At 72.8% G+C, this 14,169-nt stretch carries 9 protein-coding genes and 1 pseudogene; all 10 read left to right on the top strand.

Going from position 1 to position 14,169, the window contains the following annotated elements; all coding sequences use genetic code 11:
• Positions 1-200 precede the first annotated feature (200 nt).
• The 10 genes and pseudogenes from DVA86_RS26860 to DVA86_RS26815 all read left to right on the top strand — a co-directional run bounded on the left by DVA86_RS26860 (position 201) and on the right by DVA86_RS26815 (position 14,130).
• On the top strand, positions 201-536 hold the full coding sequence (locus tag DVA86_RS26860; protein ID WP_222623450.1) for a pilin: 336 nt from the start codon (positions 201-203) through the stop codon (positions 534-536).
• Positions 537-892: 356 nt separating this feature from the next.
• Positions 893-2,551: a TrbL/VirB6 family protein gene (locus DVA86_RS26855; RefSeq protein ID WP_245997215.1), complete on the top strand. Its 1,659-nt coding sequence runs from the start codon at positions 893-895 to the stop codon at positions 2,549-2,551.
• Positions 2,552-2,557: 6 nt separating this feature from the next.
• A complete protein-coding gene (locus DVA86_RS26850) occupies positions 2,558-3,490 on the top strand; it encodes a PrgI family protein (protein ID WP_208882127.1) in 933 nt (310 codons plus the stop codon).
• Positions 3,491-3,591: 101 nt separating this feature from the next.
• Positions 3,592-5,310, top strand: coding sequence for a VirB4 family type IV secretion system protein (locus DVA86_RS26845; protein ID WP_208885218.1), 1,719 nt, complete (start codon positions 3,592-3,594; stop codon positions 5,308-5,310).
• A pseudogene (locus tag DVA86_RS36450) lies at positions 5,307-5,981 on the top strand (DUF8128 domain-containing protein); the annotation flags it as partial. The gene DVA86_RS26845 and the pseudogene DVA86_RS36450, both read left to right, overlap by 4 nt.
• A 493-nt stretch (positions 5,982-6,474) precedes the next feature.
• Positions 6,475-8,142: a beta-N-acetylhexosaminidase gene (locus DVA86_RS26835; protein WP_208882125.1), complete on the top strand. Its 1,668-nt coding sequence runs from the start codon at positions 6,475-6,477 to the stop codon at positions 8,140-8,142.
• 334 nt (positions 8,143-8,476) lie between these two features.
• A complete protein-coding gene (locus DVA86_RS26830; protein ID WP_208882123.1) occupies positions 8,477-9,163 on the top strand; it encodes an RNA polymerase sigma factor in 687 nt (228 codons plus the stop codon).
• Positions 9,163-10,590 carry a hypothetical protein gene (locus DVA86_RS26825; RefSeq protein WP_208882121.1) on the top strand — a complete coding sequence of 476 codons (1,428 nt, stop codon included), beginning with the start codon at positions 9,163-9,165 and terminating at the stop codon, positions 10,588-10,590. The genes DVA86_RS26830 and DVA86_RS26825 overlap by 1 nt, the downstream gene beginning before the upstream one ends.
• Before the next feature lie 451 nt (positions 10,591-11,041).
• Positions 11,042-12,571, top strand: a complete 1,530-nt coding sequence (locus tag DVA86_RS26820; protein ID WP_425470934.1) for an amidase — start codon at positions 11,042-11,044, stop codon at positions 12,569-12,571.
• Positions 12,572-12,648: 77 nt separating this feature from the next.
• Positions 12,649-14,130, top strand: coding sequence for a GntP family permease (locus DVA86_RS26815; protein ID WP_208882117.1), 1,482 nt, complete (start codon positions 12,649-12,651; stop codon positions 14,128-14,130).
• Positions 14,131-14,169: the final 39 nt, after the last annotated feature.

Raw genomic sequence — 14,169 nt, 5'->3', positions numbered from 1 at the left:
ATGAGCACGGCCGACTCGTGCTGACCCCCGAGAACGGTCTTGTCCGCCGCGCTTTCGTGAAGGAGGAGCGCCCGGGCAGGGGATCGGCTCCTCCCGCACCGGCGGGTCCGTAGCGCCTCTGGCCGTCCGTCCGCTGCCTTTCCGCTGGTTGGAGGAGTGCTGTGCCGAACGCACGTGGGGGTAGGCTCCGGCGATTGCCGGTGCGGCGGCTGGCCGTACGGGTGCTGGTCGCGGGCGGAACGGGCGCGGTGCTGCTGCTCGCCGAGGCGAGGCCGGCGTGGGCGCTGGCAACCGTTCCAGAGGTGATCTCCAACCTGCGGAACTGGATCGTCGGCATCAGCGCCGGTCTCGCCACCTTGTTCCTCACCCTCGGCGGCGCCCGTTATCTGATGGCCTCGGGCGACCCCGGAGAAGTCGAGGCGGCCAAGCGGGCGTTGAAGGCCGCTGCGATCGGCTACGGGATCGCGGTGCTGGCACCCGTCATCACCGAAGTCCTCCAGGGCATCATCGGCGCCGAAGGGAACGGCGGCTCGTGACGCCGCGCAGGCGGTGCCGCCGCGCGCTCGGCCCGGGACGGTCTGCCGGGGTAGCGCTGTTCTGCCTTGTTCTTCTGGCTCTCGCTCCGGTTGCGGTCGCTGCGCCCGTCGAGCCCTCGCCTCAACCGGGCCCGACTCCCGGTCAGCCGGAGGCCGGTCCGACCGCGCCGGAACCCGCTCCCGGTCCGACGCCGGGCCCTACCCCGGGGCCTCCGTCGACGAAGGCTCCGGAGGCCGAGCCTGAGCCGAAAGGGAAGCAGCCCACGCGGGAGCCGTCACCTGGACCGTCGCCTCCCGCGTGTGAGGCGGATGGGCGGGAGTGCACTCCGGCCAACGGCGTCGGGCTGGACGGCCTCGTGGACATCCCGGCCATGGTCACCGACGCCGTCACCGGATTCCTGGGCATGGTGGTCGACCAGGTGATGAAGCCGTTGCGGAAGCTGCTGTCCGCCACGTACCTGACCACTCCGGATGTGACCGAGCACGCGGATCTGCGCCGCCTGTGGAAGGCGTCCATGGCCACCGCCGTCAGTCTGTACGTGCTGTTCGTCATGGCCGGCGGGCTGACCGTCATGGGCTACGAGACCGTCCAGACCCGCTACGCGCTGAAGCAGATCGCACCCCGGCTGGTCATCGGCCTGATCGCCGCTGCCAGTTCGCTGACGGTCATGGGCAAGGCCATCGCGCTGGCCAACGCCCTGTCCGCCTCGATCATGGGCACCGACCTGGCCGACGCGGGCCAAGGGCTGGTGGAGAAGTCACTGCCCTTCATGGCGTTCGGGGTCAAAGGGCTGGCCGTGTACCTGATCCTGCTGGCGATCGTGGCCGCCGCGCTAATGCTGGGCGTCCTGATGGGCTACATCGTGCGGGTCGCGTTCATGGCGATCCTCGCGGTGGCTGCTCCGCTGGCACTGGCCTGCCACGCACACCCTGTCACCGAGGCAGTCGCCCGGCTGTGGTGTCGGGCCCTGGGCGCGTGCTTGACGATTCAGATCGCGCAGTCGCTGACGTTCATCGTGGCGCTCAAGCTGTTCTTCGCGCCCGGTTCCACGCTGCTCGGACTGCCGAAACCGAACCAGTTGGGCACCACGTTGGCGGGTATCGCCTTGTTCTGGGTGCTGTTCAAGATCCCGGGCTGGTGCATGCGGTTCATCTTCCGCTCCACCGTGCTCACCACCCCGCACTCCCCGGCACCGCTGCGAATGGCGCGGAACACGGCGATGCTCATGCTGCTGCGGCGCACCAGCCTGCCCGCCCCGGCCCGCCGACAGCCCCGGAGCCCGGGCCCCGGTGGCACGCCACCCGGGAACGGGAGCGGAGGAACTCCCCCGGGGCCCACCGGAGGTCCGGGCCCTCGGCCTACTCCGGCGCCGGGCGGCCCCACCAACAGCCCTGGTCCGCGCCCGACTCCTCCACCCGGGCCCGTCCCCGCTCCTGGCAACGCCGGTGGAGGCCCAACGCCCGGGACACCTCCTGGTCCGCCGGGAGGCGGGAACACCACGGTGAGCACTGCGGGCACATCGAGCCCGAACGTTCCCCCGCCCGTCAACGTGACCGGCCGCTGGGCGCCGACAGGAAGCACCTTCCCGGCCCGACGTCCCGGGCCGAGCCCGAGCAACCTGTCTCCAGGCGGGCCGGGACGCACCCGTCCAGGCGCCCTCGTACAAGGGCCCGGAGCCCTTTCGACACCACCGGCCTCCTCGCGCACCGCCTGGCCCCCGCCTCCCCCGACCGCTGGGCGCGGAGGCCCCGCCACCGGTACGACGCGCAGCTCCCCGCCCAGCCCTTCGAGCCGCTCCGCACCGCCCCGTACCACTCCCGTCGTCTCCGGCCCCGCCCCGAGGGCGGCACGTCAGCCGAAGCGAGCCGCACCAGCCCGCAAGACTCCGCTCGGGGCCAGCGCGCCGGTACGCCGCCCCCACGCGCCGCCCACGGCCGTACGCCCGGCGAGGTCGCTACGGCTGCAACTCCCCCTGGAGCCCCCGCGCTCCCACCGCCGTACGGAAGGACCGTGAGCCTGGATGCGAGCACGTGGTGAGGAGATGATGGAGTCCGTACGGATCCCGGCGGACGTGGCCCGTGCGGACCGGGTGCTCGGGCCGCTGACCGCGCGGCAGACCGCGCAGCTCGCCGTGGCCGCCGTGGTGCTGTACGGGGGCTACTGGGCCTCGCGTCCCGTCATGGGCGCCCTGGCGTACGTGGTGATGGTGCTGCCCCTGGCCGGGGTGGTGACCGCGTTCGTGCTCGGCTCCCGTGAGGGCATCGGCCTGGACCGGTTCCTGCGCGCCGCGTTCACTCACGCCCGCGCTCCCAAACGCCGTGTGCATGCCCCCGAGGGTGTGCCTCCGCTGCCCGGCTTCGTCGGTGACCGTTTCGCCAAGGCCGCCGAACGGCCGCCGGAGGCTATGACCATGCCGCACGAAGGCGTCGCTGCGGGAGGCGTTCTGAATCTGGGCCGGGATGGCCGAGCCGCGCTCGCCACATGCTCGACCGTCAATTTCGATCTGCGCTCCGGAGCCGAACAGCACGGGCTGGTCGCCGGGTTCGGACGGTGGCTCAACTCCCTCACCGGGCCCGCGCAGATCCTGGTGCGCTGTCACCGCACCGAACTGGCGCCGTTGGCCGACCGGCTCCGCGAGAACGCCCCGGTGCTGCCGCACCCCGCCCTGGAAACGGCAGCCCGCGCGCATGCCGACTTCCTCTCCGAGCTCTCGGGCGACGGGCAGGTGCTGACCCGTCAGATCGCGCTCGTCGCCCGGGAGCCCGCCGCGCCCCGCGCCTCAGCAGCCGGAGCACGGGCAACGCACCGGCTGGAGGAGGCCGCGCGCGCCCTGGCCGGCGCCGAGGTCACCGTCACCCCGCTCGAAGCACCCGCCACGGCGCGGCTCGTCACCTCCGCCTGCAACCCCGACACCGCTACGGCCCACCGAACGGAACAGGGTGATGCCCGGTGAGGAACCCCTTCGCGCGCCAGGGCCGTACGCCGACGGAGACCCTCAGCGGTGAGGACCTGCTCGAAGCGGCCGGGCCCGAGTCGGTCGAGGTCCGGGCGCGGATGCTGGCCGTGGGCGGCCAGCTGGCGTCCACCTTGGTGGTCACCGGCTATCCGGCCGAAGTCACCCCCGGCTGGCTGTCCCCGCTGCTGAACTTCCCCGGGCACCTGGACATCGCGCTGCACATCGATCCGGTCCCCAACCCCGTCGCCGCGGCGTCCCTGAAGAAGCAGCGGGCGCGTCTGGAGTCGGGGCGCCGTTCCGGTTTCGCCCAGGGCCAGTTGGACGATCCGGACGTCGAGGCGGCCGCGCAGGATGCCGCGGATCTCGCGTTCCGTATCGCGCGGGGCGAGGGGAAACTCTTCCAGGTCGCGCTGTATCTGACCGTGCACGCGGCGGACGAGGAGGCGCTGGCTGAGCAGGTGGCCGCCGTACGTGCGGTCGCCGAGTCGCTGCTGATGAACGTCGCGCCGACGACTTATCGGGCGCTGCCGGGCTGGCTGGCCACCCTCCCCCTCGGGATCGACACCCTCAAGATCCGCCGCACTTTCGACACCGCCGCGCTCGCGGCCTGCTTCCCGTTCACCAGCCCCGAACTCCCTCTCCCCCAGGGTCCGGAGGGTTCGCCCACGGGCGTGCTCTACGGCCTCAACGCCATCTCGGGCTCCCCCGTCCTGTGGGACCGATACGCCCAGGACAACTACAACTCGATCACTCTGGCGCGTTCCGGGGCAGGCAAGTCGTATCTGATGAAGCAGGAGCTGCTGCGGCTGGCCTTCACCGGAGTGACGGCGTCGGTGATCGATCCCGAGAACGAGTACGTCCGTCTCGCCGAGACCGTCGGTGGACGGGTCGTCGCGCTGGGCGCCCAGGGCGTACGCCTCAACCCGTTCGACCTGCCGCCACCGCCGCATTCAGGCGAGGCAGGCGACCTGCTGACCAGGCGGGTGCTGTTCCTGCACACCTTCCTCTCCGTCCTGCTTTCGTCTCCGCTCAGCGCTGCGGAGAAGGCCATGCTGGACCGGGCGATCCTGGCCACATACGAACACGCAGGGATCACCGCCGACCCACGCACCTGGACCCGGACACCGCCCCGGCTCGGCGACCTGTACGCCGCGTTGGAGCTGGAGGCCGGGGACACCGCCATCGAGTTGGCCGCGCGGCTGGCCCCGTACGTCTCCGGGTCGCACGCCGGGCACTTCAACGGCCCCAGCACCGTGGAGACCAGTGGACACCTGGTGGTCTTCGCCTTGCGGGACCTCCCCGAGGAGGTGAAGGCCCCGGCGATGCTGCTGGCGCTGGACGCCGTCTGGCGCCAGGTCACCGAGCGCGCACGTACGGGCCGTCATCTCGTGGTCGTCGACGAGGCGTGGCTGCTGATGCGGGAAGGAGCCGGGGCCGAGTTCCTGTTCCGGATGGCCAAGGCAGCACGCAAGAAGTGGGCAGGTCTGGCCGTGGTCACGCAGGATGCGGACGACGTGTTGGCCTCGCCGCTGGGGCGGGCCATCGTCTCCAACGCCGCGACCCAGATCCTGCTGCGGCAGGCGCCCCAGGCCGTCGAGGCGATCGGCGAGCAGTTCCATCTCTCCCATGGAGAGCAGGAGTTCCTGCTCTCCGCCACCCGCGGTGAGGCGCTGCTGTTGGCGGGCGACCGCCGGCACAAGGTCGCCCTGATCAGTGTCGCCTCAGCCGCCGAACACGAGGTGATCACCACCGATCCCGGCGAACTCGCCGCCCAGCTCCGCGAGAACGAGGCCGCGTACGCAGAGGCAGCCGAGTGACAGCACGCTGCCAGCTCGCCGATGCCCTGGGCGACAGCCCGTTGACTCGCTTCCTGCTCGGCCCCGCCACCGCGTGGAGCGGCGTGGCCCACGGCGTGACCGGCTGGTGCGCCGCGCACGCCCTCGTCCTCCTCCCCTCGGCCGCCGTCGCGAGCGCGATCGGATACGGCGCCCGGCGTCGACTCGCTCGCTGGCGGCAGGAGCGCTTCGCCTCCGGAGCCCGGCTGGTCGATGTCCTCGCCCCTCCCACGGTTGCGCCGCAGGGCGGCGAAGTCCTGTGGGCTCAGCTCTCCGGCCTCCAACGCCCGTGGTGGCGCCGGATCACCACGGGCCAACCGCATCTCGCCTTCGAGTACGCCTGGTCCCACACCGGTCTGCGTATCCGCCTGTGGGTGCCCGGCACCGTCCCGCTCAACCTCGTACGCCGCGCGGTCGAAGCCGCCTGGCCCGGCGCCCACACCCAGGTCAGCGCCCCCGGGCCGCCCCTTCCGGCCGGACACGTCGTCTCCGGGGGGAGGCTCCGGCCGGCCCGTCCCCCGGCGCTGCCGCTGCGCACCGAGCACAAGAGCGATCCCCTCCGTGCCCTGTTGCAGGCCGGTACCGGTATGGGCGAGGACGAGCACGCGCTCGTCCAGTTCCTCGTCCGTCCCGCCACCGGCATCGCGCTTCGCCGCGCCCGGCGTGCCGCCCGCCGCCTCAAGGCCGGACGACCGGCTCCCCGTCTCCCCGCGCTGGCGGCGCTGCTGGCGCACCGCCCTCAGCCGTCCGCCACCGGCAAGCTCGATCCCGAATACGGCGCCGCCGTACGCCAGTCCGCTTCGAAGCTCGCCGGGCCCCAGTGGCAGACCGGGATCACCTACGCCGCCACCCGCTGCCCGGAATCGGACGGAGCCGAGCAGGCCGTGCGCGGTCGAGCCCATGCGCTCGCCTCCGCCTTCGGCCTGTTCGCCGACCGCAACTGGCTCGCCCGCACCCGCCTCCCTGAACGTGCCCTGGCCCAACGCGCCTTCCCCCGAGGGTCAGCGGTTCTCTCCGTGCCCGAGCTGGCGGCCATGGCGCACCTGCCGCTCGATCCGGACGCCCCCGGCCTCCAACGCGCCGGGGCCCGCTCCGTCCTCCCGCCCCCGTCCGTACCGGTGGGGTGGGGCCCATACCGTGGGCGGCATGGTACGTACGTGGTTCGACAGGCCAAAGATCCTCGTGCTCTGCGCGGCGCTCCTCGGATTCGCCGCCGTGCTGGGCGTCAGCGTCTGGGCGCTGTCCGGCGACGGCGACGGTTCGAACGGTGATGCCGGCGCCGGCAGCGCCGAGGACACCGACGCCACCGCCCCGTCGGCGACGGACTCCGCGCCGCCCACCCCGAAGCGCCCGGACCGGCTGGGCCCCGCCCCCGAGGCCGTGCCCGCCGTACGGGACTGGCAGCCCGTGCGCGGCCCCGGCTGGAAGCCGGGCGACGGCGGGCGCGTGGTCGCGGATGCCGGCGGGCCGCTGGAAGACGAGGCGCGGCTGCTCGCGCGCGAGCTGAACATCCCGTACGCGGAGGGCCCGGCCCGCACCGGCGACGTGGAGCTCCGTACGGCAGGCACGAAGGGCACGGCCGACAAGGCCGACAAGGGCGGCACAACCGCCCGCGAGAGCTACGTGCTCACCAGCCGCGACGGCCGCGTACGGATCACCGGCTCGTCCGACGCGGGCGTGTTCTACGGCACCCGCACGCTGCTCCAGACCGTACGGGCGCAGGGCGGCTTCGCCGACGGCGTGGTGCGGGACCGGCCGGACCGGGCGCAGCGCGGGTTCATGCTGGACATCGCGCGCAAGCACTTCAGCGCGGAGTGGATCGAGGACCGGATCCGCGAGATGGGCGATCTCAAGCTGAACCAGCTGCAGCTGCACCTCTCCGACGACCAGGCGTTCCGCGTCGAGAGCGACTCGCACCCCGAGGTGGTCTCCGATCCGCACCTCACGAAGAAGCAGGTGCGCGACATCGTGCGGCTGGCGAAGTCGCGGCACATCACGGTGATTCCGGAGATCGACTCGCCGGGCCACCTGGGCGCGGTGCTGGAGAAGCACCCCGGCCTGCAGCTGAAGAACGCGTCCGGCACCCCCGTGCAGGGCGCGGTGGACATCGCGAACCCGGACGCGGCGAAGATCGTGGACGATCTGCTGAACGAGTACGCGGAGCTGTTCCCGGGCCCGTACTGGCACTTGGGCGGCGACGAGTACCGCGCGCTGATGTCCGAGGACCCGGCGGCCGCCTATCCGGAGCTGGCCGCCGCCGCGCGCGAGCGGTACGGCGCGCGCGCCGGCGTGCAGGATCTCGCGACGGCGTGGCTGAACGACCGCGCTGCCGTCGTGCGGAAGCACGGCAAGACCCCGCAGGTGTGGAACGACGGGATGCACCGCGGCGGGACCGTCAAGCCGAGCAAGGGGCGCGAGGTCGCGTACTGGACGGGCAAGGAGATCGGCGAGCGCGAGCCGGTGGAGTATCTGCGGGAGGGGTGGAAGGTCGTCAACCTCAATGACGAGTTCCTCTACTACGTTCTCGGTGAGCCCAACGACTTCACCTATCCGACCGGCGAGCGTATCTACGAGCAGTGGACACCGGCCGTCGTACGCGGCACCGAGCCGGTGCCGAAGGCGCTCTCCGGGCCCGACCGCATCCTCGGCGGGCGCTTCGCCGTGTGGTGCGACCTGGCGGACAGCCAGACTCAGGAACAGGTCGCGAAGGGCATCCGGATGCCGCTGAAAGCCACCGCGCAGAAACTCTGGGATCCCCGTGAACCGCGCCTGAACTGGAGGGAGTTCAACGCGCTGGCGGACCGGGTGGAGTGAATGCGGAACCCGGTCCCGACCGGAAGCGGAAAGGAAGACGGCCGAGGTCGCCACCCCCCACAGGAGAGACCTCGGCCGTCCTCACGGTACGGACGCACCAACCAGCAGCAGGTCCGCATTTAACACAGCGCCAAGGCACAGCTTTCTGTTACCCCGCGACCACCGCGTGGCTACTCGCCAGTCCGGCATGGACGCGGAAGCACAGTTGGTCGTACCGTTCAGCCCATGCATTGACGCAGGTCGATGCAGAACAGTAAGCAGCGACAGGAACGGCGTCCGGCCAGGGGCGTCGCCGAACGGATCGCGATGTCGCGGATGGGGCGAGGACACGGGCGTGCAGGGGGATGACGCGGAACTGACCGCCGCGGTGCGCGCGGCACAGGACGGGGACGAGAGCGCCTTCCGCACTGTGTACCGCACCGTGCACCCGAGGCTGCTCGGATACATACGGACGCTGGTGCCGGACCCGGACGCGGAGGACGTGGCCTCGGAGGCCTGGCTCCAGATCGCGCGGGACATCACACGTTTCCACGGCGACGCCGACCGCTTCCGCGGCTGGGCGGCGCGTATCGCCCGCAATCGCGCGCTGGACCACATCCGGATGCGTGGCCGCCGGCCCGCCGTCGCGGGCGACGACACTGAACTGGCCTCGCTGCCCGGCGGCGCGGACACCGCCGATCTGGCGCTGGAGGCGCTCGGCACGGGCCGTACGATGCGGGCCATCGCCAGCCTGCCGCGCGACCAGGCGGAGGCGGTGGTGCTGCGTGTCGTGGTCGGCCTCGACGCCAAGAGCGCGGCCCAGGTGCTGGGCAAGCGGCCGGGCGCGGTCCGTACGGCCGCACACCGCGGACTGCGCAAGCTCGCCGAAATGCTGGACGGAGAGGCGGAGGGACCGGAGGAAGAGGCGGCTGAAGGGGCGGACGGGAACGGTGGTGCGCCCCCGCCGCAACGCAACCCGTCACAGCGGGATTTGCCACGCGGTGTGACGCGGAACGCCGCGCGAACGCTGAGGGAAACGTGATGTCGGACGACCGGTACGAATGGCTGGACGAAGAGACCGCGGAGCGTCTGCTGCGCGGCCTGCCGGTCGACGGCACCCGGCTGAACGGCTACGGCGGCAGCGCGGACCGGCTCGCGACGGCGCTCGGCGCGCTGTCCGCGGAGCCGGCGGACGGCCTGCTCTGCCGCACGTCCCCTGCTGAGCTGCCCGCCGGTGAACTGCCGGGCGAGGCAGCGGCGGTGGACGCGTTCCGCTCCGCGCAGGAGGGGGTCCTGCGCAGCGGTTCGGTGGCAACGGTGTCGGGAGTCGTGGCCGGGGCGACGGTGCCGGGCGCGCAGTTCGGCACGCCGGCGGGCGCGGGAGTCTGGTCCGGGTCAGGGGCCCGGTCCGGTTCCGCCTCCGCCTCCGCTTCCGGCTCCGGCGCACGTTCCGGACCGGCCGCCGGGACCCGTTCCGGCGGCGGCCGGCGCATATTCGTACGGGCACTGCCCGGGCTGACCGGAAGACCGCTGCGGGCCGGACTTGCGATGGCGGTCGCCGGCTGCGCGCTCGGCGGAGTGGCCGTGGCGGCCGGGGCCGGTGTGATCCCGACGCCGTTCGGCGGCGGAGGCGGCGGCCCCGCGAAGCCCGCGGTGAGCGTGTCTCCCGCGGACAGCCCGGACGGTGCGGACGGTGACGAGCGGGACGGCGGCCACCGGCACGGCAAGGGCGATCCGCACGGCAAGAACGGGAAGGACGGCAAGCCCGGCACGCCGGACGACGAGCCCGGCTCAGGCCGTACCGAGGACGGCAAGTCCAGCTCGCCCGGCGGCGGCACGATCGGCGACGGCTGGAACGGCGAGCGGATGCCGGACGACGCCGAGACGGAGGCCATCGTCAAGGCGCTGTGCAAGGCGTACGCCGACGGCACCATCGCGGGCGAGGACCGTACGAAGCTGGAGCACGCGGCGGGCGGGCCCACGGCCGTCCAGACGTACTGCGCGCAGTACGGCGGCGGGACCGTCGGCGGTTCGCCGGGCGGCGGTTCTACCGGCGGCGAGGGCGGCGAAGGCAGCACCGGCGGCGACACGGGCGGCTCCGGCGGTTCCGGTGGTGACACCGGCGGCGAGGGCGGCAAGGACCCCGGCGGGTCGGGCGGCTCCGGCGGGTCGGGCGGTTCCGGCGGTTCCGGTGGCGATACCGGAGGCACGGGCGGTTCCGGTGGTGACACCGGCGGCGAGGGCGGCGACGCCGGCGAAAGCGGTGAGACCGGCGACGGCGGAGACGGTGGCGACGGCGGCGACAGCACCACCGGCGGCAGCACCGACTCGGGCGGTACGACCAGCGGCGACACCGGCGGTGAGTCGGCCGGCACCGAGGCCCCGACCTCCGGCACGGACTCCGGCGGTTCCGCCGACGGCAAGGACGCCGGCTCGGACGCCGGTTCCGGGGACAGCACCCCCAAGTAGCCCAGTCAACCCCGGCGTTTCGGACAGCTGAACGGCCGGTGTGACACTTTCGCTGCGCGTGACGCTGTAGAGAATGAGCCGACTGGTCATCGGCGGCGCGAGATACCCGAGGTTCCCCCCGTACCTCTGGGTTCGCGCAAATGGCGCGGGCGGGGCACGTTCCCCCGGTCCCGTCCGCGCCAACAACGGGGGGTAACGGGGGTCGTCCCCCGGGGCGATGCACCACCCCTGCTCCGCCCGCATCGTTGGGCGCACGGGTGGCTCCCCGGGGGATGACGAGTTCTCGCCCTTTCTCGCCCCTTCCCGCGCCTGCCGGCCGCCCCGCTTCCCGGCCTCCGCCGCTGCTTCCGCTGCCGCCTCCACTTCCGCCTCCGCTGTCGCGGGCGTTGTGAGCCGCGCGTCCATGGCCCAAGATGGACGGACTTACCCGCGAGTAGCAGGAGGGGTTCACGTGTCCGGACCGGACGGGGACGTCTCCCCGAGCCCCGCGCCCACGCCCGCCGCGCCCCCCGTGCGCGGCCTCACCGCCCAGGCCCGCGCCCTCGCCGCGGGCGAGGTGACGTCGCGGGCGCTCACCGAGCAGGCGCTCGCCCGTATCGACGCCACCCAGGCCACCCTGAACGCCTTCCGGCTCGTCCGCCGCGAGGCCGCCCTCGCCGAGGCCGACGCGGCCGACGTACGGCTGGCGGCGGGGGAGCGTGCGCCGCTGCTCGGCGTACCGGTCGCGATCAAGGACGACACGGATCTCGCGGGCGAGCCCACGGCCTTCGGCTGCGCCGGCGACTTCACCCGCAAGACGGCGGACGCCGAGGCCGTACGCCGGCTGCGGGCGGCAGGCGCCGTCATCGTCGGCAAGACGAACACCCCGGAGCTGGGCCAGTGGCCGTTCACCGAGGGCCCGGCGTTCGGCGACACCCGCAACCCGTGGGACCTCGCGTACACCCCCGGCGGCTCGTCCGGCGGCTCCGCCGCGGCCGTGTCCGCCGGGCTGGTCGGCGGCGCGCTCGGGTCGGACGGCGCGGGTTCGGTCCGTATCCCGTCGGCCTGGACGCATCTCGTCGGCATCAAGCCGCAGCGCGGCCGGATCTCGTCGTGGCCGGACCCGGAGGCGTTCCACGGCATCACCGTGCACGGCACCCTCGCGCGTACGGTCGCCGACGCGGCGCTCCTCCTCCAGGCCGCCAGCGGCAGCACGGCCGGTGACCTGCACCGGCCGCCGCCCGTGGACGTCGTGGCGGCGGCCGCCCGTGAGCCCGAACGGCTGCGGATCGCGCTGTCGTTCAGGATGCCCTTCACGGCCACCCCGAAGATCCTCGACCCGGTCGTACGGGGCCGGGTGACGGCGCTCGCGGAACGGCTGGCCGCGCTCGGCCACGAGGTCGTCGAGGCGGACCCGGCGTACGGCCCGATCGGTCTCACCTTCGTGCCGCGCGCCACCGCGGGCGTACGCGCGTGGACCCGGCGGGTGCCGGACCCGGCGCTGCTCGACCCCCGTACGCGCGGTGTGGCACGCACCGGGCGTGTGCTCGGCGGCCCGGCGCTGCGGCTCGCGCGCGCGGCCGAGGAGCCGCTGCGGCGGCGCGTGGGGGCGCTGTTCCGCCGGTACGACGTCGTGCTGGCGCCCACCACGGCCACCGCGCCGCCGCGGATCGGCGACCTGGCCACGCTGTCCGGCTGGCAGACGGACCGGACGATGATCGGCCACTGCCCGTACGCCTGGCCCTGGAACGTGCTCGGCTGGCCCGGCGTCAACGTCCCGGCCGGCTTCACGGAGTCCGGACTGCCGCTGGGCGCCCAGCTGTTGGGGCCGGCCGGCAGTGAGCCGCTGCTGGTGTCGCTGGCGGCGCAGCTGGAGGCGGACCAGCGCTGGTACGAGCGGTGGCCGGAGGCCGCTGAGCAGAGCGCGGAGCACGCCGCGGGACAGACCGCGGACCCGGTCGCGGAGCAGGCCGTACCGGAGCCACCCGAACCAATCGTATGACTTTTCCCGTCCAGACTCTTGAATAGGTACTACCAATCACGTAGCTTCCGTTCGGTCCTCGCTATGGAGTTGTCCTTATGGAAGCTATTGAGCCGGTTTACGGCACGGCGACGCTGCTGCTGATCGCGGCGGGCGCCGTTGCCCTGTTGTTGTTCCTGATCATGAAGGTGAAGCTGCACGCCTTCGTGGCTCTGGTCCTCGTCAGCGTGGTGACCGCGGTCGCGGTCGGCTTCCCCCTCGCCGACATCCCCGACGTGCTGATGTTCGGCTTCGCCGACACCATCGGGTCCGTGGCCCTGCTGGTCGCCTTCGGCGTCATGCTCGGCCGGCTGCTGGAGGTGACCGGTGGCGCCCAGGTGCTGGCGGACACGCTGATCGCCCGGTTCGGCGAGCAGCGAGCGCCGTTCGCGCTCGGCGTCGCGGCGCTCCTCTTCGGCTTCCCGATCTTCTTCGACGCCGGGCTGGTCGTGTTCCTGCCGATCATCCTGACCGTCGCCCGGCGGTTCGGCGGCTCGCTGCTGCTCTACGCGCTGCCCGCTGCGGGCGCGTTCGCCGCCATGCACGCGATCGTTCCGCCGCACCCGGGTCCGGTGGCGGCGGCCGAACAGCTCGGCGGCGACATCGGCGTCACCCTGCTGATCGGCATCCCGATCGCCGTGGCCGCCTGGTACGTCGGCGTGTACCTCGTCTCGCGCTGGTTCGGCGCCCGCGTCTACGTGCCGGTGTCCGACGTGGTGTTCGGCAAGACGCGCGACGAGCTCGGGCGTACGGAGGACGACCTCGGCCGTACGGAGGACGGCGGCAGTGACGGCAACGGCGTCGGCAAGGACGGCGGGGCGAAGGGCGACGGGGGCGGTGTCGCCCTCGGCACGCGCCCGCCCGCCTTCCTCACCGTGCTGACGCTGCTGCTCGTCCCGCTGGTGCTGATCTCGTTCGACACCGTGCTGGACACGCTGGCGACGGCGGGCACCGTGCAGGAGGACGCGGGCTGGGTCGTGTTCATGGGGCTCCTCGGGAACACCCCGGTCGCCCTGATGATCACCGTGCTGGTCGCGATCTTCGTCCTGGGGCAGCCGCGTACGTCGATGGAGGGCGTACGCAAGATCCTCGACGAGGGGCTCGGCCCGATCTGCGCCATCATCCTGATCACCGGCGCGGGCGGCATGTTCGGCGGCGTGCTGGAGCTCAGCGGGATCGGCGAGGCACTCAGCTCGTCGCTCTCGGACCTCGGCATCTCGCTGATCCTGCAGGCGTTCATCATCGCCACGCTGCTGCGGGTCGCCCAGGGTTCGGCCACCGTCGCGCTGACCACCACCGGCGGACTGATCGCAGGCGCCGTCAACGACGCGAACCTCGGCGATGCCCAGATCGCGCTCCTCGTGGTGGCCATCGCGGCCGGCGCCACCGTGCTGTCGCACGTGAACGACTCGGGCTTCTGGCTCGTCAGCCGGTTCTTCGGGATGGACGAGAAGACCACCCTGAAGACCTGGACGGTGATGGAGACGACGCTGGGCCTCTCGGCGTTCGTCATCGCGCTCGGGCTGTGGGTCGTCGTCTAGGCGGACGTCGGGCCACGCGGCGCGTACGAGGCAGGGCCG

Origin of the sequence: Streptomyces armeniacus (assembly GCF_003355155.1) — a bacterium.
GTDB lineage: Bacteria > Actinomycetota > Actinomycetes > Streptomycetales > Streptomycetaceae > Streptomyces > Streptomyces armeniacus.
Note: the sequence above shows the minus strand (reverse complement) of the source record. Positions and strands in the feature narration are given on the sequence as shown.